The following is a 24,434-nucleotide window of genomic DNA, read 5'->3' as shown; positions in this document are numbered from 1 at the left end:
GGCCGTTGGCCGCTGTTCACCGACTGGCCGGTAAACGATTCGCACCATAGGACATGCCAGGCGTAGACGACAGAGTTTCTGAGAGTCTGAGAAATCACTCCATGTCGATATTCAGACGCTTTGATGTGCCTTGCCGGACGGGTGTGGTGGCCGGTTCTGGCCAAATGCCGACGTGGGTCCACGATTCGGTCAACCTGGAACGACCTACCGAAAAGTAGGTTTTCAATTCTCTGTGGCGTGCGGGGTGGCCGGATGCGGCCAATGTTCGAAACTCCCCTTGCGTTGTGGGATCACACGATGTTTCGTCCGTTTTGTACGAATCAACCGGAATTCGCGGTCGCGACTGCGCGGGATGTCGATCCGAACCGGCGTTTCCGGCGCCGAGTGTCGAAGCCGGGGCGCGGGTGCCCGCGGACGCACCGGAGCCCCGGGAGGCGGAGGGTCAGGACGGGGGAAGACGGGGGAATGAGAAGAGGGGCGCCGTCACCGACGCCCCCGGTCTCTCCTCCGCCGGTGCCACGGCGGCGGCTCGACTACCGTTCCCGGTCGCGGTCCCCGCCGAGCCCCAGTGCGCCCCTGATGAAGTCGATCTGGAGCAGCAGCAGGTTCTCCGCGGTGGCCTCCTCGGAGGGCATGTGCGTGATGCCCGACAGCGGCAGCACCGTGTGCGGCCGCCCCGCCGCCAGCAGCGCCGTGGACAGCCGCTGCGTGTGCGCGAATACCACGTTGTCGTCGGCCAAGCCGTGGATCAGCATCAGCGGGCGGCTCAGCCCCGCGGCGTCGTCCAGCAGCGAGCTGCGCGCATAGGCCTCCTCCCAGCCTTCGGGAGTACCCAGGTAGCGCTCGGTGTAGTGGGTGTCGTACAGGCGCCAGTCGATCACCGGCGCCCCGGCCACGGCCGCGTGGAACACGTCGGGGCGCCGCAGCACGGCCAGCGCCGCCAGGTAGCCGCCGAACGACCAGCCCCGGATCGCCACCCGCTCCAGGTCGAGGCAGCCGTAGTGCTCCGCCGCGTCGTGCAGCGCCGCCACCTGGTCCTCCAGCACCGGAGTCGCAAGGTCGCCGTGGACGGCCTGCTCCCAGGGGACGCTGATACCCGGTGTCCCGCGGCCGTCGGCGATCAGCACCGCGAAGCCCTGCTCGGCGAACCACCGCGAGGTCAGGTAGGCCGACCGGGCGCCCAGGACGCGCTGAGCGTGCGGGCCGCCGTAGGGGTCCATCAGCACCGGCAGCCGCTGCCCGGACCCCTCCTCATACCAGGACGGCAGCACCAGGGCGGTGGGGATCCGCCCGGCGGCCTTCCGCAGCCGCACGTCCGGTGTCGGCAGCTCGGGCCGCTCGGCCAGGCTCTCCACCGTCGTGACCTCCTGGCGGGTCACCGTGGAGGCGTTGCGGACGACGACCGTGCGCACCCCGTCGGAATCCAGGTCGCGGCGCTGCAGCACCAGGGTGTCGCCGCGCAGTGTGCCGCTGTGCACCCCGCCGCTCCCGGCACCGGGGAACTCCACGGGCGCGGCCCCGCCTTCCCGGAGGTCGACCAGCCACAGGCCGACCTCCTCCGGGCGGTCCGGCGGGGACGCCGAGCACAGCACGCGCCGCCCGTCGACGTCGAGGACCGAGCGCAGGTAGACGCCCTCGGGGCCGACCGCGCGGTCGCCCACGTACAGGCGGCGCTGATCCTCCCCGCGCTCCCGCCCGATCCACACCAGCTCGCCGTCCTTGGTGAAGTCCGGGACCCCCGGCATGATCTCCACCCACACCTCGTCGCCGTCGCCGCGCAGCTCGAAGGCGAGCCCGGTGGCGGGGTCGGCGCTGAACAGGGTCAGGGTGCGCTGGTCGCGGCTCTGCGCGCTGAACACCACGGTCGCGTTCCCGTCGGGGCCGGTGGTCCACCCGGCGCGCACCAGGTAGGGAAGCGCCCCGCGGTCCCACTCCACCCACCGCGGCGCGCCGCCGTCCGCGGCGTCGAACACGGCCAGACGCACCTCGGCGTTGTCCGACCCCGCCGGCGGGTAGGCGATGACCTGCGGGTCGTCCTCGGGGTTGGCGGGGTCGGCGATGTTCCACCGGGTGACGGGGGAGTCGTCGACCCGTGCCGCCAGCAGCGCCGACCCGTCCGGCGACCACCACATGCCGCGGTAGCGGCCCATCTCCTCGGCCGCGATGAACTCGGCCAGGCCCCAGGTGACGTTCGGCCCGTCGGGCTCGACGAGCGCACGGTCCTTGCCGCTGTTGATGTCGATGACGCGGACGGCGCCGGAGCTGACATAGGCGATCCGGTCGCCGCGGGGGCAGATCACCGGCGCGACCACCGAGTCGGAGGCCGGCAGCTCCCGCGGCTCGCAGTCGTCACCCACCAGGTCCGCGTAGAAGAGGCGCCCGGACAGCGTGAACACCGCGCGGGTGAAGGAGTCGTCGACCGTGAAGGACACGACCCCGCCCCGGGTCTCCCGCAGCCGCTCCCGCCGGGCCCGCTCCTCGGGCGGCAGGTCCTCGTCGACGGCGCCCATCGCGCGCGGGTCGGCGACCACCCACTCCCGCCCGCTCTCCAGCTCCAGCATCCACAGGCAGGTGGCGGTGTCGGTGCCGTGCCTGCCGCGGAGGAACGCCGCGCGTCGGCCGTCCGGTGAGATCTGGAATGCCCGTGGGACCCCCAGGCTGAAGTGCTGGGTCCGGGCCTGTTGCCGAGGAAAGCTCATGCGTCGATTGTTCCGCATAGCCGTCGCCGGAGACCGCGCGGGCGCGGGAGCGGCGCCGCCACCCGGCGGCTCGGGGCCCGAATGAGCGCGTCGGCGGCGTTTTCCCGGTATCGTCCCATTGCATGACGGACCGTCGATTGCTGCTGGTACATGCCCATCCTGATGACGAGAGCATCGTCACCGGAGCCACCATGGCCAAGTACGCGGCCGAGGGCGCCGACGTGACCCTGGTGACCTGCACCCTCGGTGAGGAGGGCGAGGTCATCCCCGACGAGCTGGCGCACCTCACCGCCGACCGCGAGGGCGGCCTGGGCCAGTACCGCATCGGCGAGTTGGACAAGGCCTGCGTGGCGCTGGGCGTGCGCGACCACCGCTTCCTCGGCGGCCCCGGGCGCTACACGGACTCCGGGATGATGGGCGCCCCGTCCAACGACCGTCCCGACTGCTTCTGGCGGGCCGACGTCGAGGAGGCCGCGCAGCGCCTCGTCGACATCATCCGCGAGGTGCGGCCGCACGTCATGGTCAGCTACGACGGCAACGGCGGCTACGGGCACCCCGACCACATCCAGGCGCACCGCGTCGCCGTGCGCGCCTTCACCAAGGCCGTCGACCGCTCCGTCCCGGGCACGCCCTGGCAGGTGCGCAAGCTGTACGCCATCGCCCAGCCCCAGTCGGTGCTGGAGGAGCGGGTCGAGCGGCTGCGGCACGACCCCGGCCCCTTCACCGCTCCGGCCTCCACCGCCGACATCGCGCCCGGCACCCCCGACCGCCTGGTCACCACCCGCATCGACGCCACCCGCTACTGGGCGGCCAAGGCCCTGGCCATGCGCGCGCACGCCACCCAGATCACCGTCGACGGCGAGCGTTTCGCGCTGTCCAACGACGTGGCCCAGGAGATCGATGCGGTGGAGTACTTCACCCTGCTCCGCGGCCCGACACCCAAGCCCGGGGCCGACGGCCTGGAGACCGACCTCTTCGCCTGACCCCTCCCCCCACTCCCGCGGGCGGCGCGAGCAGCGGGACACCCGGCGAGGTGCGCGGGGGTGCGGGAACGTTCCCATAGGCTGCTGACGTGTCTGTTTCGCTATCGCCGGACTCGGAGTCGCCCGACGTGCTCGCGCAGTCGCCCGGACCCGGCCGCGGCCACCGCGGTGCCGTGGCCGTGTCGTTCCTCGCCTACACCGCCCTGCTGGTGCTGGGCTTCGCCGTGGGCCTGGTCGGCGGGCTGGCGGCCGGCTGGCTGTCGTGGTTGTGGGCGGCGGGGACCGGCGCGCGCGTCGCGGCGGCGGTCGCGGCCGGGCTCGCCCTGGTTCTGCTCTACACCGGAGGCCGGGTCGCCGGGTGGGCCATGGGCTCGCGGCTGGGCGCGGTGATGCCCGCGGTCGGCTGGACCCTGGCCGCGTTCGCCTATCTGGTCCACACCACCGGTGGCTCCATCGTGCTCACCGCCACCGCCGTCGACTTCGTCTACCTGTACGGCGGCCTGGCCGCTCTCGCGCTCGCGGTCGTGCTCACACCGGCCCGCTCCTGACGGAAGCGGGCCGGGCGCACCCGCGCGGCGCGCCCGGCGGAGCCGATCCGGGGTTCTCGGGGCTCGGGATCAGGACACCCAGAACTGGACCAACAGCTCACCGAAGCCGATGTCCAGCTGCGGCATGCCCACCAGATCGAACAGGCCGAACATGAAGTTGATGAAGGCCGCGTTCACCGGCGGGAACCACAGCACCGCGAAGATCGCGATGACGCCGAACAGCCCGGCGTCGCGACCCTGGCGGGCGATGGGCTCGGGCAGGTAGGGGGCGATGGCGTCGAAGCCGTCGGTACCCGGGACCGGCAGCAGATTCACCAGCGCGGCGGTGGCGTTCAGGTAGCACAGGAACATCAGGCCGCCGATCATCCAGTTGTCGGTGACCATGTGCGACGGGACGAGCAGCCACACGGCCGCGGCGAAGCCGACCGCGAGCAGCAGGCTGGCGATGATGCCCGACAGTGCGATGACCGTGCGCTCCAGCCGGCTCGGCACGGCCGACCGGTCCACCTGCAGGGCGGGGCCGGTCAGCCCCAGCGGGCCGAGGAGGAGGAACACCACCGGCATGAGCAGCCCGGCGAACAGGTGCCGGTACCGGAACGGGTTGAGCCGCAGGTAGGCGCTGCCCCGCAGGGACCGGTCGCCGTAGAGGTAGGCGACCAGGGCGTGGGCGTACTCGTGGACCGCCAGCGAGATGATCCAGCCGCCCAGGATGAACACGAACGGCAGGTAGACGGTGGACGCGTCGCCGGTCCAGTCGACCTCGGCGCGGGTCCAGGAGAAGTACCCGGCCAGTGCGGTGACGCCCAGGAGGAGGACGAACAGGGGGCTGGGCAGGAAGGCCGACCGGTCCGCCCCGCCGGTGCTCGCCGCCGCGGTGTCCTCGGCCGTGTCTCCGGCTTCGGCCGTGTCTTCGGCTTCGGCCGTGTCTCCGGCGGCGGCATCCCCCGCCGTCCGCCCGGCCGGTTCGGCGGCCGTGTCCGTGGCGAGGGTCGCCGTGTCCGCCGACGGGTCGGCGCCGGTGTCGTCGGTCGGCTCGGGCGTGGACATGCTGCTCCCACTGATCGGTCGGTGTGCTGGTCGGCGGTTCCGGCGCGGGGGGAAACGTCCCGGACCCGCCCTCCAGGCTATGAGGGGTCGGCAGCGGTCCCGCACCGGGTCACGCCATGTCCGCCGCCGCGGGCTCCACCGGAACCGGAGCGCTCATACCGTCGCGTAGGGCACGGTCGCGGCGAGGTGCATCGCGGTCAGCGCGAACGCCCGCCCCGACGGGGTGAGCCGGCGGTCGGCGGACTCGCCCCCGGTCGTGCGGCCGTCGACGAAACCCAGGGTCTCCAGCAGCCAGGTGGTCGTGATCACCAGCGAGTGCACCTGGTGGCTCTCGGGGAGCTTGGCCGGCTTCTCCCCGCCCCACCCGGAGTCCGCCAGCGTCTCGCGGATCTCCTCGGCGAGGTCGAGGTCGTCGGCGCGCGCATGGCTGCCGGTGGACCGCGGGGAGCGGGCCAGCAGCAGCCCGAACAGGGTCTCGGTGGTGGCCTGCCCGAGCCCGTCGGTGTCGAGGACGGCCTCGGCGGCCGCCCGCCACAGGGCGGCGGTGTCGTCGTGCAGTCGGCGGCCGCGCCGGGTCAGCACCAGCCGCCGCCCCGAACGGCGCACCGCGCGCATCCGCCGCAGCAGCTTGTTCAGCGCGAGGAGCTGCATGACGTCGGTCTCGCTGCGCGGCGGCGATGGAGAGGTGGACCACCCGAACTCGGCGCACAGCTCGCGGACCACGGTCGGCGAGATGTAGCCGATCTGGGTCATGCTGATGCCGTCGTCGGCGTAGTCGAGCAGGCGCTGCAGCGGCGCCAGCGCCGCCGCGGCGTCGTAGGGCGGCTCCGCGCCGTTGATGAGCTGGCCGAGCAGCGGCCAGAAGCGGTGCCGGTGCGGCTGGGAGGGGGAGCTGAGCCAGTTGCGGACCCGCTCCTCGCGGATCCGGTCCAGGCGGCTGCGGCCCTGGTCGTCGGGCTGGGCCAGGAACGTGCGGGCGAACTGCTCCTGGGCCGAGCGCCAGCCGCGGCTCCCCGGGCGGATCTCGCGCAGCGAGATGGCCAGTTCCAGGGCGGCGGAGGTGGCCTCGTAGGCCTCGATCTCGGCACTGCCCAGGGTCGTGCCCCAGGTCAGATCGGGCAGATCGGGCGGCTGGACCCCGGAGCCGCGCATCGCGCGCCGGTAGGCCGACAGGCCGCTGTCGCGACTGACCCCGTAGGCGTCCAGGATCTCCCGGGTCTGGTCGGACGTGCAGATCTCGGCGTAGCGGTCCAAGCCGAGGAGGGAGAAGAGGTCGCCCAGCGACTGGGAGACGAAGACGCGCTCGACCGCATCGGCGCAGAACCGCACCGGGAGGGCGAACCAGCAGAACTCCTGCACCGCCCGCTGGGTCAGCGTCTCCAGCTTCTGCCCGGCGGTGACGGTGGCCAGGGCGCTGCCCGCCACCTGGGCCGCCCGGGCGTCCAGGCGTGCCAGCTGAGCGAGGGCGGACGCGACCGTCTCCTGCATGGCGCGCTTGCACCACCTTCCCCATCACAGGTGGCCGCCCTGGCCTGTGCGGTCGGCCGTCCCTCTCGCTTTCCCGTGACCCTCTGCTCTCCGACGTACTTCTTCTCCACGGGGAATCCCCCTACACACCCCGCGGCCGTCCGGTCACCCGCCGGTGCCGCCGGGCGCAGCGGGGCCCGGTCCGCCCCGGCGCGGGGGCGGCTGCTGCGGGACGATCCTGCTTCCGACCACGTCGTCGGCTATGACCTCAGTCACAGTACCGTCTCGCCGTCGGACGCTGATCAGCCCGTTCTGCCAGGATTCCAGGACACCGACGATATCCCGGAAGCGGCCGTCGGGCAGCTGGATGCGCAGAGTGGCACGGCGACCGACGTCCTCGGGCGTCACCTCGGCCGTGAACCGCGAGACGAAACCCACGTGATCGACCCCCCAAGTGCGCATGAGAGCGCGATGAGCGCAATACTGGAAGCTGCGAATCGTGTGCCGGACGCCGGGCGGATCCGCGTGCCGGAGCCCCGGCACCGCCCAGGCTACGACAGCGAAGGCACCTGATACGCGGTCAACGTGGCGAAGACCGAGGAGGAGTAAGACGTGACCTACGTCATCGCGCAGCCCTGCGTCGATGTGCTCGACAAGGCGTGCATCGAGGAATGCCCCGTCGACTGCATCTACGAGGGCAAGCGCATGCTCTACATCCACCCGGACGAGTGCGTCGACTGCGGCGCGTGCGAGCCGGTGTGCCCTGTGGAGGCCATCTACTACGAGGACGACCTCCCCGACCAGTGGTCCGGCTTCTACAAGGCCAACGTGGAGTTCTTCGACGACCTCGGCTCCCCGGGCGGCGCCTCCAAGGTGGGGCAGATCGACAAGGACCACCCGGTGGTGGCCGAGCTGCCGCCGCAGGCGGAGTAGGGCGCGACCACGACGGCCGGAACGGAACCGAGCCGCGGCACCGCGGTGGTCCCGGTCCCGCTCGGCGCGGGCGGTGGGCGCACCCGCACGGACGGCGCGCGACCGCCGCGCCATCCGCGCACGCCGGATGGGGCGGCGGTTCCGGTGCGCCGTTGCGGTGCGTCCAGGTGTGATGGTGAAACAGCGGCCGGGGGCCGCGGCGCCCGACCGGGCGAGCGGAACAAGGGGGAACCACGACGACATGGCCGACCGACGACGCGTGGCCGACCGGCTGCCGACCTTCCCGTGGGACCGGCTGACCGCCTACAAGGAGACCGCCGCCGCGCATCCCGGCGGCATCGTCGACTTCTCCGTGGGGACGCCGGTCGACCCGGTCCCGGAGAAGGTGCGGGCCGCCCTGGCCGACGCCGCCGACGCCCCCGGCTACCCGATGACGCACGGTACGGCGGTACTGCGCGCGTCCATCGCCGGCTGGCTGCACCGCCGCCACGGGGTCACCGTCGAGCCCGCCGCCACGCTGCCCCTCGTCGGCTCCAAGGAGCTGGTGGCATGGCTGCCGACGCTGCTCGGCCTGGGCCGGGGCGACACCGTGGTCTACCCCGAGCTCGCCTACCCGACCTATGACGTCGGCATCCGCATCGCCGAGGCCACACCGGTGGCCTCCGACGGCCTCACCGCGCTGGGCCCCGCCCGTGTCCGGCTGGTGTGGATCAACTCCCCGGCCAACCCCACCGGCCGCGTCCTGGGCGTCGACCACCTGCGCAAGGTCGTGGAGTGGGCGCGCGAGCGCGACGCCATCGTCGCCTCCGACGAGTGCTACCTGGACCTCGGCTGGGACGGCACCCGCCCCGTCTCGGTCCTGCACCCCGATGTGTGCGGCGGCTCGCACGAGGGCCTGGTGGCCGTGCACTCCCTGTCCAAGCGCTCCAACCTCGCCGGGTACCGCGCCGCGTTCCTCGCCGGGGACCCCGCCCTGGTCGGCGAGCTGCTGGAGGTGCGCAAGCACGCCGGAATGATCGTCCCCGCGCCGGTCCAGGCGGCCATGTCCGCCGCCCTCGACGACGACGCCCACGCCGAGGAGCAGAAGGAGCGCTACCGCGCCCGCCGCGCCCGGCTGCGCGCCGCACTGGAGTCCGCAGGGTGGGCCGTGACCCACTCCGAGGCGGGCCTGTACCTGTGGGCGTCCCACCCCGGCCACGACGCCTGGGGCTCGGTGGCGGCCCTGGCCGAACAGGGCATCCTGGTCGCCCCCGGCGACTTCTACGGCCCCGCCGGCGACCGCCACATCCGTGTCGCGTTCACCGCGACCGACGAACGCGTCGAGGCCGGCGCCAAGCGCCTGGAGGCTCTGGCGGGCTGAGGAGGTCGGGGGCCGTGGGGGCGCGGCCTGCTCGGCGGCCGCGTCGGCGGGGGAGCCGGACGCCTACTTCAGGACCAGCGTGTCGCGGACCGCGCCGTCGGGGACGGTGGACCAGCCCTCGTCGCCGGTGGCGGCCGTCCAGCGCTGGTCGCCGTAGGTGACCGATGTCAGGCCGTAGTCGCGGGCGTGGGACACCGCCCACACCGCCATCGACCAGCCGATGTCGCCGGTGCGCGGGCCGTCGGTGATGGGAAGGTCGCCCGGTGCGGCACCGAACACCCGCTCCAGTTCCTTCTCCGCCCCCTCGACATCACTCGCCGCGCTGCTCTGCGGGTCGAACCAGCAGCTCACCGCGGGCCCCTCGGAGCCGTTGAACGCGGCGGCCATCACTCGGGACAGACCCTCATGCTGGTCGTAGGCGAACCCGTCGGCGCTGCGCTGCACCGCCTGCGCCGCTTCGTAGACCGGCATCTCCCGGTAGCCGGGGACCTCCCGCAGCCCCTGGTAGAACGCCCGGGTGGAGTACACCTGGTCCATGATCTGCTCGGGCTCGCCCCACTCCTGGGAGGGGCGCTGCTGGAAGAGGCCGAGCGAATCGCGGTCCCCGTAGTCGATGTTGAAGAACTTCGACTCCTGCCAGACCGTCGCATAGGCGATGACGACCGCGTCCTCGGGCATGTCCATGGCGAACGCCACGCCGTTGACCGTGGCGGCGTTGGCCGCCTGGTCCACGTCGAGGCTGTCGGTGTCTCCGCGGGCGGTGACCGTGCAGCTCTCCGTCGGCTCCGGCTCGGCGACCTGGAGCGGCTGGAGCGAGGTGATGGCGTAGTAACCGCCCGCGACCAGCAGGCCGCAGGTGACGGTTAGCACGGCCATGATCTTGAAGAAGGCGGAGATTCTTCGCTGTTTTCGAGGCACAGGCAGACCGTTTTGCTCATCGGCGGCCGCGCCCGGCGGGGCGCCGGAGCGGCCTGGCTGACAGGGATCGATGCGCCCGGGTACAGGCCACGGGGCCGGGGGACCGCACGACCGGGACAGTGGCGTACTCCCCGAATAGTAGAGCGTGCCGGTGGCGGCGCTCCTCCACCGGCGCGCGCCGCTGCGGCGACACCGGTGCCGGCGCACCGGTTCGGGTTGGTTCTCCCGCGCGCGGACGCAGTAGGCTCGGGGGCCATGACCACCGCGTTCATCAGTCCGCTGCCCCAGGAGATCGACGACCTGTGGGAGCGCCGCACCGAGCTGACCCCTGACCACAAGGAAGCCCGCGACATCATCGTGGGCGCCATCGACGACATCGACGCCGGCGGGGCCCGGGTCGCGTTCGTGGACGAGGCGACCGACGAGGTCGTCGTGGACGAGCGCGCCAAGCGCTCGATCCTGCTGGGCTTCCGGGTCCTCGGCATGGAGGAGTCGAAGGTCGGCGACTTCTACCACCACGACCGCATTCCGCTCAAGACCCGCTTCGACGGCGTCCGCGTCGTCCCCGGCGCCATCGCCCGCTGGGGCGCCTACCTGGCCCCCGGTGTCGTGCTGATGCCGTCCTTCACCAACATCGGCGCTTGGGTCGGCTCCGGGACCATGGTCGACACGTGGGCCACCGTGGGCTCCTGCGCCCAGGTCGGCAAGAACGTGCACCTGTCCGGGGGTGTGGGTGTGGGCGGCGTGCTGGAGCCGCCGCAGGCCGCCCCGGTCGTCATCGAGGACGACGCCTTCCTCGGCTCGCGCACCATGGTCGTCGAGGGTGCGCGGGTCCGCCGCGGCGCCAAGCTCGGCGCCGGCACCATCCTGACCTCCTCGACCCGCGTCTTCGACGCCGAGTCGGGCGAGGAGCTGGCGCGCGGCGAGGCCCCGGCCTGGTCGGTGTGCGTCACCGCCAACCGGGTGAAGAGCTTCCCCGGCGGCGACTTCGGCATGCCGGTCCTGCTCGTGCTCAAGCGCCTGGAGGAGGGCCAGGAGCACGACAAGCTCGCCCTCAACGACATGCTCCGCGAGCACGGCGTCAACGCCTGAAGAACGGCACGGGTGGCCGCGACCCGCAGGGCCGCGGCCACCCGGCCCGCCGTGCCCCCGGTCCTTCCGTCGATCTCGGGAGAACGGTCGGAGATCCGGCGAGAACTCCGACCGTTCTCCCGAGATCGACGGCAAGGATGCCGGGGAGGCCCCATCGGCCCCGACCACGAAAGCGTGCCCGACATGCTGGATCTCACCTCGGACGTCCGGACCCTCACCGCCCGCATCGTCGACATCGAGTCGGTCAGCGGCGGCGAACGCGCCCTCGCCGACGCGATCGAGCAGGCGCTCACCGCCCTGCCGCATCTGACCGTGTACCGGGACGGCGACGCCGTCGTGGCCCGCACCGAGCTGGGCCGGGAGCAGCGTGTCGTGATCGCCGGCCACATCGACACCGTCCCCATCGTGGGCAATGTGCCCTCGCATGTCGACGGCGACCGGCTGTACGGCTGCGGGACCAGCGACATGAAAAGCGGGGTGGCGGTCCAGCTCAAGCTGGCGGCCGCGGTACCCGAGCCGGTGCACGACGTCACCTACGTCTTCTACGACTGCGAGGAGATCGAGGCCGAGCGCAACGGTCTGCGCCGGCTCGCCGCCCAGCACCCCGAGTGGCTGGACGGCGACTTCGCCGTGCTGATGGAGCCCACCGGCGGCTATATCGAGGGCGGCTGCCAGGGGACCATGCGCGTCGAGGTCACCGCCAGGGGCAAGCGCTCGCACAGCGCCCGCTCCTGGATGGGGCACAACGCCATCCACGAGGCCGGGCGGATCATCGACATCCTGCGCGCCTACGCGCCGCGCCGCCCGGAGGTCGAGGGACTCCGCTTCCACGAAGGCCTCAACGCCGTGTTCGTCTCCGGCGGCGTCGCGGGCAACGTCATCCCCGACGAGTGCGTCGTCTCGGTCAACTACCGGTTCGCCCCGGACCTGAGCGTGCAGGACGCCGAGGCGCACTTGCGCGAGGTGTTCGCCGAGTTCGACGTGCGCGTCACCGACGCCGCGCCGTCGGCGCGCCCCGGGCTCGACCACCCGGCCGCGGCCGCGTTCGTCCGCACGGTCGGCAGCGGTCAGGCCCGCGCCAAGCTGGGCTGGACCGACGTGGCGCGGATGTCGGAGCTGGGCATCCCCGCGGTCAACTACGGCCCGGGCGACCCGACCCTCGCCCACACCAAGGACGAGTTCGTGGTCCTCGACGCCATCGTCGACGCGGAGCGCCGCATGGTCGGCTGGCTCACCGGGGCCGAGCCGCAGGACAGCGCCGTCGTGGAGTCCGGTGCCGGGGAGGCGGGCGCCGCCTGACCGGCGCCGACGCGATCGTTGTCCGACCCGACGACATGAGGTGACCTGGGATTCAGCGGGCGTGCCCAAGATCCGGATAGTTTTGCGACATGACGGAATCACGGAAAATCCGCCGGGCGGGTCCGCTGACCTTCCACGGTGAAGCCATCCCAGAGACCACGACCGACCAGCGCCTGCTGGACCGCCGCGGGCCGGCCGAGTGGGTGCACACCGATCCGTGGCGCGTCATGCGCATCCAGTCGGAGTTCGTCGAGGGTTTCGGCCTGCTGTCGGAGGTCGGCCAGGCGGTGAGTGTGTTCGGGTCGGCGCGCACGCGGCCGGACAGCCCGCACTACACGCTGGGGGAGACGGTCGGCGCCAAGCTCGCCGGGGCCGGGTACACGGTCATCACCGGGGGCGGGCCCGGCATGATGGAGGCCGCCAACAAGGGCGCCCAGAAGGCCGGGGGCACCTCGATCGGGCTCGGTATCGAGCTGCCGTTCGAGCAGTCGCTCAACGAGTACATCGACATCGGCGTGACGTTCCGGTACTTCTTCGTGCGCAAGACCATGTTCGTGAAGTACTCGCAGGCGTTCGTGGTGATGCCGGGCGGGTTCGGCACCCTCGACGAGCTCTTCGAGGCGATCACCCTGGTCCAGACGGGCAAGGTGACGCGGTTCCCCGTGGTGCTCGTCGGTACCGCGTTCTGGGGCGGACTGCGCGACTGGATCCGCAAGAACCTGCTGGAGGAGGGGCTGATCTCGCCCGGCGACCCCGACATCATGTACCTCACCGACGACCCCGACGACGTCGTCTCCATCATCCGCGACGCCCACGTGAACCTGGCCCGCAAGGACGCGGAGGCCGAGACGGAGAACGGCACCTAGCCGTGCCCGCCGGAGCCGTGCCCGCCGGGAGCGGTGCGACCGCCGGGACCGCGCCGTATCAGGCCAGGCCGCGACGGGCGACGGCGGGCGGTCGGGTTCCCTCGATCGACGCGACCATGTCCAGGGCCTGGCGTGCGTCGCGTGGCCGGTCGGTGGCGAAGTACCGGACGCCCAGCCGGGCGTAGACGGAGATGAGCGCGATGACCTCGGCGGCCGCCGCCGCGCTGTCCCGGGCGGCGGTCCCGCCGTCGGCGGGGTCCGTCGCGCAGCGCACCAGGACCGGGCGACCGCCCGCCACCAGCTCGCGGACCCGGCGAGCACTCGGGCGGTGACCTGCGTCGAAAGCACCGTCGACCACCGCGTCGACGGCCACGACCTGGAAGGGGATATCCGCGCCCACGCCCCAGAGTCTGCCATCGCGCCGGAGGATCGGGTAACCGGGTGCCCGCCTCGGGGTGTCGAAGGTGTGGCACCATCGGTGCCGTGAATCCAACCATCCTCATCCTGACCGCCGTGGCCGCGCTCGCCGTCCTCGCCGGTGTGGCGTACGTGGTCATGGGGAAGGGCGGCGAACTGGCCCGCTTCGAGGCCGACCACCCTCCACTGGACCTGCCCACCGATCGGCCGCTGACCGGCTCCGACATGAGCGGGGTCACGCTGCCGCTGGCCCTGTGGGGGTACCACGTGCGGGCGGTCGACGAGCTGCTGGTGCGTCTGTCCGGGACGCTCGACGAGCGGGACGCGCGCATCGCCGAGCTGGAACGCCGGGTACGTGAGAGTGGAACCTCCACCGGCCCGCGCCTGCTCTACCCGCGGATCGACCCCGACGACGCCGCGGCCCCGGACGCCGCCGCGCGGGCCGAGGGTGCCGCGCCGGCGGGCGGCGCCGCGTCGGCTTACGGCGAGGCCGAGGGGACGCAGCGGCCCGACCTGCCCGAGCCGTCCGCCCACTCCGAGCCGTCGGAGCCGGCCGGCCCCCCCGCCGCCGATCCCGCCGACCACCCCGCCGACCACCCCGCCGACCACCCCGCCGACGGTGACGCCCCGGCCGCGCGCTCCGCGCGGCACGGCTGACCGATCCCGCCCGCCACGAACGACGAGACGACCCGATGACCGACATGACCGCCCGGCCCGGAGCCGACGGGCTGCGCCGCTGCCACTGGGCGCTGGCCACCCCGGACCTGCTCGCTTACCACGACACCGAGTGGGGTGTCGCGGTACGCGATGACCGGGGCATGTTCGAGCGCCTGGCACTGGAGGGCTTCCAGGCGGGGCTGTCCTGGCTGACCGTGCTGCGCAAGCGCGCGGCGCTGCGGGAGGTGTTCGCCGACTTCGACCCCGCCGCTATCGCCGGGTACGGCCCCGGCGACGTCGAGCGGCTGCTCGGCGATGCGCGGATCATCCGGAGCCGAGCCAAGATCGAGGCCGTCATCGGCAACGCGCGGGCCGCCTTGGAGCTGCCGGAGGGCCTGGCCGACCTGGTGTGGCGGCACGCGCCCGAGGACCACCCGACCCCCGCGACCGTGGCCGACGTTCCGGCCTCCACCCCGGAGAGCGCGGCGCTGGCCGCATCCCTCAAGAAGCGCGGATTCCGGTTCGTCGGCCCCACCACCGCCTATGCGGCCATGCAGGCCACCGGGGTGGTCGACGACCACCTCGCCGACTGCTTCCGCTGAGTCGGATAAACCCGTTCGCCCCACCTCTGACCTGGGCTCGGACCCCTGCCCCGGGCCTCCGCTCACGGCGCATCCCTGCCTGCGGAGGGCCAGCGTGCCCTATTCTCTGTCGCTGTACACGCGAGCGGTTCTTCGGCAGCCGTTCGCCCTGGAGGAATCTCACGCGATGACGAACGCAACCGGCACCGCCGCGCGCCTGCCCGGGGACCCCTGGTGAGCAGCGCGCCGACCGATCGGCCGGCCCCCGACGGTGCCGGCGCGGGTACCGGCGCGTCGCCGATCCGGCAGATGTCCCTGTGGCCCCCGCCGAGGTCCAGCCGGCACAGCGGCAAGCGGCGCAGGAGCGCTCTGTTCCTGGGCGCGGCCGCGGTCCTGCTGCTGGGCGGCGTCGGCGGGGCCGCCTGGGCGCTGCGCGGCGACTCCGAACCCCCGGTCGCGACCGAGACCAGCGTCCCCGACTCGCACGCCGGGACGTGGACCGGGACCATGATTCAGCGCAACGCCGACGGCGACCACATCCTCGACTGGGATGCCCAGGTCAAGCTGGAGTCCGGTGCCGAGCGGGGCGTCGCGGTGTGGACGACGCTGAACTGCCGGGGCAGTCTCACCCTGACCACCCGCGACGGCGACCGCCTCGTCTTCGACTACGTGGAGACCTACGACCCCGACTCGCGCTGCATCGACGAGTCCGAGCTGGTGCTGCGCCCCGGGCAGATCAACGGCACGCTGGAAGCGACCTGGAATGCCGTCTCGCACGACGGCACCGCGATGACCTCCAGGGGGACCCTCCGCTAGTCGGCGCAGCTCGCCGCGCGGCCCCGCGTTCCCGCCGGCCGGGGGCCCGCTCCCGCACGCCGTCGGACCTACGAGCCGTTGTTAGGGTGACGGCGGAGGTCCGCGCGTCGGCGCGGCGGGGCCGAGGAGGGAAGATGAGCGGTGTCGCCCTGCTCACCGATGAGGATCCCCGGCGCATCGGTGACTACGCGCTGACCGGCCGGCTGGGCAGGGGCGGCCAGGGCGTCGTCTATCTCGGCCAGGGGCCCGACGAGGTGCCGGTGGCGGTGAAGACGCTGCACGCCGACGCGCTGGACGTGGCCGGGCTGCGCGAACAGCTGGCCGAGGAGGTCGACCTGGCGCGCCGGGTCGCGCGGTTCTGCACGGCCCAGGTGGTCGACGCCGACCTGGACGCCGACCCGCCCTACGTCGTCAGCGAGTACATCGAGGGGTCGTCGCTGCGGGCGACCGTGCGGCGCGACGGCCCGCTGTCCGGGGCCGCCCTGGAGCGGCTGGCCATCGGCACGCTCACCGCCATCGCCGCGATCCACCGGGCGGGGATCGTGCACCGCGACTTCAAGCCGGGCAACGTCCTGATGGGTCCCGACGGCCCCAGGGTGATCGACTTCGGTATCGCCCGGGTACTGGAGGGGACGGCCATCCTCACCGAGAACGTCGCCGGAACCCCCGCCTACATGGCGCCCGAGCAGATCACGGGCGGGCGCCTGGGCCCCGCGGTCGACCTGTTCGCGTGGGGCGCCACCATCGTGTACGCGGCCAACGGCACGGGGCCGTTCGGCCACGACTCGCTACGCGCGGTCCTGCACCGGGTCTGCAACGAACCCGCCGAGCTGGGCGATCTGGGCGGGGCGCTGCGCGGCATCGCCGAACGCTGCCTGGACAAGGATCCCGCGGTGCGCCCCGGGGCGGCCGAGACGCTGATGGAGCTGCTCGGGATCGAGTCGGTGGGGGCGGCACCCGGCACCTCCGCCGGTGCCGCGGTGGACGATGAGGAGGCCGCCGCCTCGGCCCCCGACGCCACTGCGGCGGTCCCCCTGCAGACGCTGGCCGTGGGCGTGGTGACCGCGGCCGGGCCCGAGGCGCAGCGGCGCGCGGCGGCCGAGGTCCACCGGTCCCACCCCGGAGTGGGACCGCTGCCGGTCGACGTCTCCGACCCCGGAACGCGCGATCGGAGCTCGGAAAGGGCGCCTCGGAGCGGCGCCGGCGGGCAGGCCGCCCCGGCGGCCGCGCCCCCGGGCTCCCACCGCGCCCCGGGGCCGTATGCCGGGCCGATGGCGCCCCCGGGCGGTCCGCCGTCCGGGCCGCGTCCGGGGCCGGGCCCGGCATCGGGGCCGCAGCCGGGTTTCGTCGGCCGTGCCGCGCCGAGTCACTACGCACCGTCCGGTCCGTACCCGCCGCCGGGGACCGGCGGACAGGTCCCGATGCGGCCCGGGGCGCCCGTGTGGCCCGGTGCGCCCGCGGGACCGCACCCGCGGCCGCCTGCCCACCCATCCGTGCCGACCGGCGGCCACCCCTCCGCCTCCGGCGGCCGTCCGCCCGGCCGCCCGGTGCAGGGCGGGCCGATGCCGCCGTCGACCGGTCCGCACGCGGTGCCCTACCCGGGCCCCCACGGTCCGCTGCCGCCTCCCGGCGCGCCCCCGCGGCCGCGGCACCCTGTTCCCTCGGTGCCGCCGCGGCGGGTCAACGTCGGCCTGCTGCTCGGTGTCCTGGGCGGCGTCGCCGTGGTGGCCGTGCTCGCGGGCCTTCTGGTCGTCGGCCTGCTCAACGCGGCCGGCACCGCCTACTGACCTTCCCCCGCGTGTGTCCCTCGCCGGTCTGGGCGACGCGCACCGCATGATCGCCGTGATGCGGCACACATCACCGAGACCGACCGAAGGGGGACGGGGGCGGGGGTCAGCGGCCCTCGAAGGCGGGCTTCTCCTTCTTCAGGAAGGCCAGGGTGGCGTTCATGTGGTCGCTCGTCTCGGCGCACTGGTCCTGCAGGTTCGCCTCCATCTCCAGGGCGTTGGCGAGGTCCAGCCCGGAGCCGAAGGTCAGTTCGGCCTTGATCGCCGCGTAGGCGACCGTGGGGCCGTTGGCCAGCCGTACGGCGAGCTCGCGGGCGGCCGCGTCGAGTTCCTCGGCCGGGACGACCTTGTTGACCAGGCCGATCTCCAGGGCGCGCTGGGCCTTGACGGGCTCGGCGAGCATCAGCAGCTCCATGGCGCGCGCGTGGCCGACCAGCCGGGGCAGCGTCCAGGAGGCGCCCGAGTCCGAGCCGAGCCCGACGTTGGCGAAGGCGAGCAGGAACGACGCCTTCTCCGAGGCCACCCGCAGGTCGCAGGCGAAGGCCAGTGACGCCCCGGCGCCGGCGGCCACCCCGTTGACGGCGGCCACGACGGGTTTGGGCATACGGGTGAGTCCGAGGACGATCGGGTTGTAGTGCTTGCGGACCGTCTCGTCGAGGCCCTTGCCGGCGCCCAGGCTGTCGGCGTGCTCGCGCAGGTCCTGGCCTGCGCTGAACGCCCTTCCGGTGCCGGTCAGCAGCACGGCGCGGGCGCCGGAGTCGGTTCTGGCGCGTTCGACGGCGGCGAGCAGGCCGTCCTTCGCCTCGGTGGTCAGCGAGTTCATCGCGTCGGGGCGGTCGATCGTGATCGTCGCGACGCCATCGGAGAGGTCGTAGACAACGCTGTCTGACTCGGGCACGCGGATCTCCCTGGTGCGGTCGGCCGAAAGGTCCCGGCGCCCACGGTCCGGCGCCGCGGCTATAACCTTACTGTTCGGATTCTCAGCAGCCGAGGGCCCGGGGGCTGTCCGATCGTTCCCATTCAGGTCCGAAAGCTTGAGATAATGACGGAACAGTGATTCATTCCCTGAGTCACGCGGATGAGGCTCGATGGAGCGGACCCGGCTCGCCGCAGGCGCGCCCCCTCCGACGGTGTGGCCCATTCACCCGCGAGAGTTTCCTTACGAAAGGGGATACGCACATGGCGGCGATGAAGCCGAGGACCGGTGATGGTCCGATGGAGGTCACCAAGGAGGGTCGCGGCATCATCATGCGGGTCCCGCTCGAAGGCGGCGGCCGCCTCGTCGTCGAGCTCACTCCGGATGAGGCCCGCGACCTGAAGTCCGCTCTGGAGGGCGCCGTCGGCTAGCGACCGGCCCCGGCCGTCCCCTATCCGCCCTCTTGCCAAGATTGTGAGCGCCCGTGCCTTTCGCTACGGAGATCCGCCCGGTCCCGGGCGGCCTCGCCGACTCCGCCGCCGACGTGGTGGCGGTACCCGTCCGCTCCGGTGACGACGGCCCCGTCGCGGTCACCGCCGGGACGGGCCACTCCCCGGAGGAGTTCGACGCGCGGCTTCCGGCCCCACTGGCCGACCTGATCGCGCACTACGAACTCACCGGGAAGCCCGGTGAGACGGCCTCCCTGGCGGCCGACCTCGGCGGCGGGCTGGTCCGGCTGGCCCTGCTCGGCGTCGGCGCGTCCTCGCCCGACGACCTCCGGACGGCGGGTGCCGCTCTGGCCCGCCTGGCCAAGGGGCGCGAGCGCGCCGCCGTCGCGGCCCCGTCCCTGGTCCAGGAGGGCCGGAGCGGCGCCGATGACGCGTCCGGCCGCGCGGCCGCGCTGTCCGCGTTCACCGAGGGGGCGCTGCTGGCCTCCTACACGTTCACCATGAAGTCGGCCGACAAGGGGCCGCGGCCCGTCGGTGCCATCGACCTCGTGGCGGATGACGGCGCCGCCGCCGAGCCGGTGCGGCGCGGCACGGCGCTGGCCCGGGCCACCGCTCTGGCCCGCGACCTGATCAACATGCCCTCGCTGGAGAAGGACCCGGAGTGGCTCGCCGGGCGCGCCGAGGAGATCGGTGCCGAGGCCGGCCTGGACGTCGAGGTGTGGGACGAGGAGCGGCTGGAGCGCGAGGGCTTCGGCGCGATCGTCGCCGTGGGGCAGGGCTCGGCCCGGCCGCCGCGGCTGGTGAGGCTCGACTACCGGCCCGAGAACCCGACCTCGCACGTCGTCCTCGTCGGTAAGGGCATCACGTTCGACACCGGCGGTCTGCAGATCAAGCCGACCGACAACATGGTGCTCATGAAGACCGACATGAGCGGGTCGGCGATCGTGCTGGGCGTGCTGTCGGCCCTCGGGGACCTGGGGGCGCGGGTGCGCGTCACCGGCCTGATCCCGCTGGCGGAGAACTCCGTCTCGGGCTCGGCGCAGCGTCCCGGCGACGTGATCACCACCTACGACGGGCGCACCGTCGAGGTGCTCAACACCGACGCCGAGGGTCGGCTGGTGATGGCCGACGCCATGGCCTACGCCGTCGCGGGGCTGGCTCCCGACACCATCGTCGACGTGGCCACCCTGACCGGGGCGGCGAAGGTGGCGCTGGGAACCCAGACCGGCGCGCTGTTCAGCTCCGACGACGCGCTGGCCGAGGCGCTCGAAGCCGCGGGCCGCACCTCCGGGGAACCGGTGTGGCGGATGCCGCTGGTGGAGGAGTACCGCGACACGCTCGACTCGACCGTGGCGGACCTGGCCAACATCGGCACGAGCAAGGACTACGGCCACCCCGGTGCCACGGAGGCGGCGCTGTTCCTGCGGGAGTTCTCCGGCGGCCTGCCGTGGGCGCACCTCGACGTCGCCGGGCCGGGCCGTGCCACCGGAGACGACGGTCCCATCACCAAGGGCGGCACCGGCTTCTCCACGCGGCTGCTGCTGCACTGGCTGACGGCCATGCCGTAACGCGTGTCCGGCCGGTCGGATCCTCACTCGCGGCCACCCGAGCGGCGCTCGCTGCGCCGCTCCGCCCGTCCGGCCGAGGATCGACGTCGGGGCGCGGCCCGCGGGTGCCGCCCCGGACGGCCGATCGCCGACCGGAGAGCTCCCGCCGAACACGCCGCCGTCGCCGCGGAACCGGACACGCTTCAGGAGGCCTCCTCGCGGATCGCCGCGAGGAGGCCTTCGCCGACCGGGAGCAGCAGCGGGACCAGGCTCTCGTCCTCCCTGATCAGGCGGCCGACCTCGCGCACGGACCGCTGGGCCCCGGGCACGCTCAGCGGTCCGTCGGGGACGGGCGCCGCCTCCAGCCCGTTGTTGAACACCACGATCCCGCCGACCCGCAGCAGGCGCAGCGCCTCGGTGAGGAAACGCGGGTACTCCTCCTTGGCCGCGTCGACGAAGACCATGTCGTAGGCGCCGTCGGTGAGCCGGGGCAGCACGTCCATGGCGCGCCCCTGGATCAGCCGGGCGCGGTTGGCGGGGAACCCGGCCCTCCGGAAGGCGGCCCGGGCCATCTCCTGGTATTCGGGGTCCACGTCCACGGTGGTGAGAATGGCGTCCGGCCGCATGCCGCGCAGCAGCCAGATCCCGGAGCTCCCGCACCCCGTGCCCACTTCCACGACCGCGCGAGCGCCGATCGCGGTGGCCAGGAAGCGCAGACAGGCTCCGCCGGCGGCGCTGATCGGGCGCGCGTCCGTGCGGCTCCCGGCCTCGCGGGCCGAGGACAGGGCGTCGTCCTCGGTGACGTAGGAATCGATGTAAGCGAGTGTGTCGTCTCGGCTGGCGATGGCGGCCTCCCGCGCATGGATACGGACATGACGGCTGCTCGCCGGGCGGACCCCGCGGTGGGGAGGGTGCGGGGGCGCTCAGTCGTGTCGGGACGGGGCGGCACGGCCCGGCTAGGAGAGTTTCCGGTGTGGAATGCGGAACGCGACCACCGCGATCGTCACTCAGTGTCGTCATGTGATTACGGTGAGACGATGTTCCTGGGCAAAGACTAGCCCGTACGCAAGCGGTACGGGGCCGAGGGAACTTAATTGCCGCCGCGCGGCGTTGCAATCGGGTGAAGGGTCCTCGCGGACGCCGACGGACCGTCCGGGCGATCCGGGCGATCCGGCCGATCGCTGACGCGGCCGGACGGGGACGCCGCGCCGACGGGATCGCGCCGAAGATAGGGGGTAGCCGGTGGCAGGCTCCGACTCTGCTGTGGATTTCGAGCAATGGGAGCCGCCCAGCTGGGACGAGGTGGTGCGGAACCACTCGGCACGCGTGTACCGCCTCGCCTTCCGCCTGACCGGCAACCAGCACGACGCCGAAGACCTCACCCAGGAGGTCTTCATCCGCGTTTTCCGCTCCCTGGCGAACTACACCCCCGGGACCTTCGAGGGTTGGCTGCACCGCATCACCACCAACCTCTTCCTCGACATGGCACGCCGCAAGGCGCGTATCCGCTTCGAAGGTCTCGCCGAGAACGCCGACGAGCGCCTCCAAGGCCGGGAACCCTCACCGGCCCAGTCGTATGACGACAAGCACTTCGACGCCGACATCCAGGGCGCCCTCGACGCGCTTCCCGCCGAGTTCCGGGCGCCCGTGGTGCTGTGCGACATCGAAGGCCTCTCCTACGAGGAGATCGCCGCCACCCTCGGGGTCAAGCTGGGGACCGTGCGCAGCCGCATCCACCGCGGCCGCGCCCAGCTGCGCAAGGCACTGGAGCACCGCAAGCGCATCGCCGCCGAGGAAGGCGCCGCCCACGCGAACGTGACACAGGCTCATGGCTGGGGCCGGGAGGTGGAGTGAACAAATGGACCACTTGGGGGAACGGCTGTCAGCTCTCGTCGACGGCGAACTGGGGGAGGCCGAGCGCGACCGCGCGCTGATCCATCTGGCCTCCTGCGAGTCCTGCCGCTTCGAGGCCGAGATGATGCGCCGACTCAAGCGGCGCCTGCACGGGCTCGACGAACCCGCGCCCTCCACCGACTTCATGGGGCGCCTGTCCGCACTGAACGGACCGCCGCCCGCGGAACCACCCGCGGGGCCGCCGCTCGGGGGCACGACCCCCGGAGGCGGCCCCGGCGTCCTCAGTCGGCCGCTGGGTAGCCGCGCCCCGCTCGGCGCGGACCCGCTGCCCTCCCCGGCATCCGGCGCGCTCGGTGCGACCACCGGACCCGCTCCCGCGCCCTCTGCCTCCTCCGCCCTGCGGGAGCTGCGCAGACGGCGCGGTGCCGAGCCGCTGTCGGTCCTGCGCCCGGGGTGGCCGGGCGCGCGCTTCGCCGTCGCCGGCGTCTCCGTGGTCGCGCTGACCCTGGGGACGGCCTTCGTCGCGGGGGGCGACGAGCAGCCGGCTCCGGTCGTCAGGCCCGCGCTGGAGGACTTCGCGGTCGAACACGCGGTCACCGCCCGCCAGGGGGCGCTCCCCGGGGCCACCGCTCCCGCGCCGGCCTCCACCCCGGCCGGCGTCGATGCGGTCGTCCGCGCTCCGGTGAGCGGCCCCGCGCCCGACGCCCCCGGACCTGATGCGCCCCGGCCCCGGTGAGCGGCGAGGACCGATGGCGCCCTCCGGCCCTTGTGCTGGTCCTGCTGGCGCTGCTGATCCTGGTGCCGGTGACCGCCGCCTCGTCGTCCCGGGCGGGGCAGGCGCCACCGGACGGTGACGATGACGGGATGGCGTGGCTGCGCCGCGCGGCCAAGGCGGCCCACGAGACCTCCTACGCGGGCGTCCAGGCGGTGACCTCCGGGACCGGCCCCGAGGCGGAGACCCGCGTCGTCCAGGTGGTGCACCGGGCGGGAAGCGGCACCGAGTACGGCGGCCCGCCCGGCACGACCGGGGCCGCGCCCGTGGTGGTGGCGCCCTCGTCGACCCTGCTGGAGATGGACGGCAAGCTGCTGCGCGCCCTGGCCGACAACTACCGGGTCACCCGCGCCGGAAGCGGCACCATCTGCGGCCGGGCGGCGACCGTCGTGGAGGCGCGGCGCGCCAACGACACGGTCGCCGGGCGCTTCTGGATCGACGACACCACCGGGCTGCCGCTGCGCCGGGAAGTCCGTGACGCGGCCGGGCGGATCGCCCACTCCACCGAGTTCACCGAATTCCGGACCGATGTCGGCGCGGACGCCGCCCCCATGTCGGCGCACCACGCGTGGCCGTGGACCGCCGTCGCCTCGGGCGAGGAGCCGCGCGGGGACGGCTGGCCCGTGCCCGACCACCTGGACTGGGATCTCCGGCTGATCGAGGTGTGGTCGAAGGGCGAGGCCGAGGACCGGGTCCTGCACCTGTCCTATTCCGATGGGCTGTCGGTGGTGTCCGTGTTCGTCCAGCGTGGGCGGCTCGATCACGAATCGGGGGGAACCGGGGACGGGCTGACCGCCGTCGTAGAGGGGGGCGGCACCGTCCTCGTCGATGACGCGGGGCAGCGGCGCCGTGTCTGGGAAGCCGACGGATTCGTCTTCACCGTGCTGGCCGACGCCCCCGAGGAGACGGTCGCGGCGGCGGTCGGGGGCCTTCCGGGCCCGGACGGGAGCGGGTTCTGGTCCCGGGTGGCGCGCGGGTTCGAGCGGATCGGCTCCTGGCCGGGCGCCTAGGGCGTGTTTGGCGGATGCTTTCCGGTGAGCGAGCGGCCGTCCGGGGCGGCGCTCGCAAGCCGCTTCACGAAGTCAATCCAGGTCGGCTTCACGAGTGGAGCGGCGCGGCGAGCGTCGTTCCGGTGGCCGCGAGCCGGGAATGATCCGTCAAACACGCCCTAGGTGGCACAGGTTACCTGAGCGTCGACCACCGGCCGACACCACCAAGAGTACGAATGCCCCGGTGGGGGCGTAAGGTGCGCCAGTAGGCACATCCCACCGAGGGTCTGTTAACCAACGGCTTATGTCGGTCGCCCCACAATGGAGGCGGCAGCGACAACACGGAGAATTCATGACGGATGAGACCGGACCCCGCCCCCCGGCCGCGGACGGGGAGCAGACCTGGTCGGTTCCGCCCGGAGCGGAACGCGCGGACG

24 protein-coding genes are annotated in these 24,434 nt (G+C 73.1%); 16 read left to right on the top strand and 8 right to left on the bottom strand.

Features of this window, described 5'->3' with window-relative positions; genetic code table 11:
* Window positions 1-533 precede the first annotated feature (533 nt).
* Complete coding sequence (locus tag HNR23_RS16810) at window positions 534-2,699, bottom strand: S9 family peptidase (RefSeq protein WP_184076623.1); 2,166 nt, start codon at window positions 2,697-2,699, stop codon at window positions 534-536.
* A 122-nt stretch (window positions 2,700-2,821) separates the two neighbouring features.
* Here HNR23_RS16810 and mshB point away from each other — a divergent pair, with 122 nt between their 5' ends.
* Together mshB and HNR23_RS16800 are read left to right on the top strand one after the other, a co-directional pair.
* Entirely contained in the window at window positions 2,822-3,682 is an 861-nt protein-coding gene (mshB, locus tag HNR23_RS16805) for an N-acetyl-1-D-myo-inositol-2-amino-2-deoxy-alpha-D-glucopyranoside deacetylase (protein WP_184076621.1), read from the top strand.
* A gap of 89 nt (window positions 3,683-3,771) precedes the next feature.
* A complete protein-coding gene (locus tag HNR23_RS16800; protein ID WP_184076619.1) occupies window positions 3,772-4,230 on the top strand; it encodes a hypothetical protein in 459 nt (152 codons plus the stop codon).
* Window positions 4,231-4,299: 69 nt separating this feature from the next.
* On the opposite strand, the gene HNR23_RS16795 is transcribed toward HNR23_RS16800, so the two are convergent.
* The 3 genes from HNR23_RS16795 to HNR23_RS16785 form a co-directional block, all read right to left on the bottom strand.
* Window positions 4,300-5,277: a site-2 protease family protein gene (locus tag HNR23_RS16795; protein WP_184076617.1), complete on the bottom strand. Its 978-nt coding sequence runs from the start codon at window positions 5,275-5,277 to the stop codon at window positions 4,300-4,302.
* A 153-nt stretch (window positions 5,278-5,430) separates the two neighbouring features.
* Complete coding sequence (locus HNR23_RS16790) at window positions 5,431-6,765, bottom strand: hypothetical protein (protein WP_184076615.1); 1,335 nt, start codon at window positions 6,763-6,765, stop codon at window positions 5,431-5,433.
* A 144-nt stretch (window positions 6,766-6,909) separates the two neighbouring features.
* A complete protein-coding gene (locus HNR23_RS16785) occupies window positions 6,910-7,182 on the bottom strand; it encodes a putative acetyltransferase (protein ID WP_343070594.1) in 273 nt (90 codons plus the stop codon).
* Window positions 7,183-7,356: 174 nt separating this feature from the next.
* Here HNR23_RS16785 and fdxA point away from each other — a divergent pair, with 174 nt between their 5' ends.
* Window positions 7,357-7,677: a ferredoxin gene (gene fdxA, locus HNR23_RS16780; protein ID WP_184076612.1), complete on the top strand. Its 321-nt coding sequence runs from the start codon at window positions 7,357-7,359 to the stop codon at window positions 7,675-7,677.
* 241 nt (window positions 7,678-7,918) lie between these two features.
* A complete protein-coding gene (gene dapC, locus HNR23_RS16775; RefSeq protein WP_184076610.1) occupies window positions 7,919-9,037 on the top strand; it encodes a succinyldiaminopimelate transaminase in 1,119 nt (372 codons plus the stop codon).
* Between the two features lie 63 nt (window positions 9,038-9,100).
* Here dapC and HNR23_RS16770 read toward each other — a convergent pair whose 3' ends face one another.
* Complete coding sequence (locus HNR23_RS16770; protein ID WP_184076608.1) at window positions 9,101-9,955, bottom strand: hypothetical protein; 855 nt, start codon at window positions 9,953-9,955, stop codon at window positions 9,101-9,103.
* Window positions 9,956-10,210: 255 nt separating this feature from the next.
* On the opposite strand from HNR23_RS16770, the gene HNR23_RS16765 reads away from it, so the two are divergent.
* From HNR23_RS16765 to HNR23_RS16755, 3 genes are all read left to right on the top strand, one after another.
* Complete coding sequence (locus tag HNR23_RS16765; RefSeq protein ID WP_184076606.1) at window positions 10,211-11,047, top strand: 2,3,4,5-tetrahydropyridine-2,6-dicarboxylate N-succinyltransferase; 837 nt, start codon at window positions 10,211-10,213, stop codon at window positions 11,045-11,047.
* Between the two features lie 183 nt (window positions 11,048-11,230).
* A complete protein-coding gene (gene dapE / locus HNR23_RS16760) occupies window positions 11,231-12,346 on the top strand; it encodes a succinyl-diaminopimelate desuccinylase (protein WP_184080470.1) in 1,116 nt (371 codons plus the stop codon).
* A gap of 89 nt (window positions 12,347-12,435) precedes the next feature.
* Window positions 12,436-13,212 carry an LOG family protein gene (locus tag HNR23_RS16755; protein ID WP_184076604.1) on the top strand — a complete coding sequence of 259 codons (777 nt, stop codon included), beginning with the start codon at window positions 12,436-12,438 and terminating at the stop codon, window positions 13,210-13,212.
* Between the two features lie 58 nt (window positions 13,213-13,270).
* On the opposite strand, the gene HNR23_RS16750 is transcribed toward HNR23_RS16755, so the two are convergent.
* The gene (locus HNR23_RS16750; protein ID WP_343070593.1) at window positions 13,271-13,612 is read right to left on the bottom strand and encodes a hypothetical protein; all 342 of its coding nucleotides are present in this window, start codon (window positions 13,610-13,612) and stop codon (window positions 13,271-13,273) included.
* A gap of 83 nt (window positions 13,613-13,695) precedes the next feature.
* Here HNR23_RS16750 and HNR23_RS16745 point away from each other — a divergent pair, with 83 nt between their 5' ends.
* From HNR23_RS16745 to HNR23_RS16730, 4 genes are all read left to right on the top strand, one after another.
* Window positions 13,696-14,286 (top strand): hypothetical protein, encoded by a 591-nt coding sequence (locus HNR23_RS16745; RefSeq protein ID WP_184076602.1) that lies wholly within the window; start codon window positions 13,696-13,698, stop codon window positions 14,284-14,286.
* A 35-nt stretch (window positions 14,287-14,321) separates the two neighbouring features.
* A complete protein-coding gene (locus HNR23_RS16740; protein WP_184076600.1) occupies window positions 14,322-14,888 on the top strand; it encodes a DNA-3-methyladenine glycosylase I in 567 nt (188 codons plus the stop codon).
* Window positions 14,889-15,101: 213 nt separating this feature from the next.
* The gene (locus tag HNR23_RS16735) at window positions 15,102-15,683 is read left to right on the top strand and encodes a flagellar basal body-associated FliL family protein (protein ID WP_184076598.1); all 582 of its coding nucleotides are present in this window, start codon (window positions 15,102-15,104) and stop codon (window positions 15,681-15,683) included.
* Between the two features lie 134 nt (window positions 15,684-15,817).
* Window positions 15,818-17,470: a serine/threonine-protein kinase gene (locus tag HNR23_RS16730; protein WP_184076596.1), complete on the top strand. Its 1,653-nt coding sequence runs from the start codon at window positions 15,818-15,820 to the stop codon at window positions 17,468-17,470.
* A 106-nt stretch (window positions 17,471-17,576) separates the two neighbouring features.
* Here the strand turns inward: HNR23_RS16730 and HNR23_RS16725 are convergent, their stop codons facing one another.
* A complete protein-coding gene (locus HNR23_RS16725; RefSeq protein ID WP_184076594.1) occupies window positions 17,577-18,368 on the bottom strand; it encodes an enoyl-CoA hydratase-related protein in 792 nt (263 codons plus the stop codon).
* A gap of 281 nt (window positions 18,369-18,649) precedes the next feature.
* Here HNR23_RS16725 and HNR23_RS16720 point away from each other — a divergent pair, with 281 nt between their 5' ends.
* The gene (locus HNR23_RS16720) at window positions 18,650-18,817 is read left to right on the top strand and encodes a DUF3117 domain-containing protein (protein ID WP_184076592.1); all 168 of its coding nucleotides are present in this window, start codon (window positions 18,650-18,652) and stop codon (window positions 18,815-18,817) included.
* Window positions 18,818-18,870: 53 nt separating this feature from the next.
* The gene (locus HNR23_RS16715) at window positions 18,871-20,403 is read left to right on the top strand and encodes a leucyl aminopeptidase (RefSeq protein WP_184076590.1); all 1,533 of its coding nucleotides are present in this window, start codon (window positions 18,871-18,873) and stop codon (window positions 20,401-20,403) included.
* A 182-nt stretch (window positions 20,404-20,585) separates the two neighbouring features.
* Here the strand turns inward: HNR23_RS16715 and HNR23_RS16710 are convergent, their stop codons facing one another.
* Complete coding sequence (locus HNR23_RS16710) at window positions 20,586-21,197, bottom strand: class I SAM-dependent methyltransferase (protein ID WP_184080466.1); 612 nt, start codon at window positions 21,195-21,197, stop codon at window positions 20,586-20,588.
* 427 nt (window positions 21,198-21,624) lie between these two features.
* On the opposite strand from HNR23_RS16710, the gene sigE reads away from it, so the two are divergent.
* From sigE to HNR23_RS16695, 3 genes are read left to right on the top strand one after another with little or no spacing between them, the layout of a single operon-like run.
* Window positions 21,625-22,236, top strand: coding sequence for an RNA polymerase sigma factor SigE (gene sigE, locus HNR23_RS16705; RefSeq protein WP_184076588.1), 612 nt, complete (start codon window positions 21,625-21,627; stop codon window positions 22,234-22,236).
* 4 nt (window positions 22,237-22,240) lie between these two features.
* A complete protein-coding gene (locus HNR23_RS16700; RefSeq protein WP_184076586.1) occupies window positions 22,241-22,972 on the top strand; it encodes a zf-HC2 domain-containing protein in 732 nt (243 codons plus the stop codon).
* Window positions 22,969-24,018: a sigma-E factor regulatory protein RseB domain-containing protein gene (locus HNR23_RS16695; protein WP_343070592.1), complete on the top strand. Its 1,050-nt coding sequence runs from the start codon at window positions 22,969-22,971 to the stop codon at window positions 24,016-24,018. Before HNR23_RS16700 ends, HNR23_RS16695 begins: the two co-directional genes overlap by 4 nt.
* Window positions 24,019-24,434: the final 416 nt, after the last annotated feature.

It is taken from the genome of Nocardiopsis mwathae (assembly GCF_014201195.1).
Lineage (GTDB): Bacteria > Actinomycetota > Actinomycetes > Streptosporangiales > Streptosporangiaceae > Nocardiopsis_C > Nocardiopsis_C mwathae.
The sequence above is the reverse complement of the archived record's forward strand: the minus strand, read 5'-3'. Positions and strand labels throughout refer to the sequence as shown.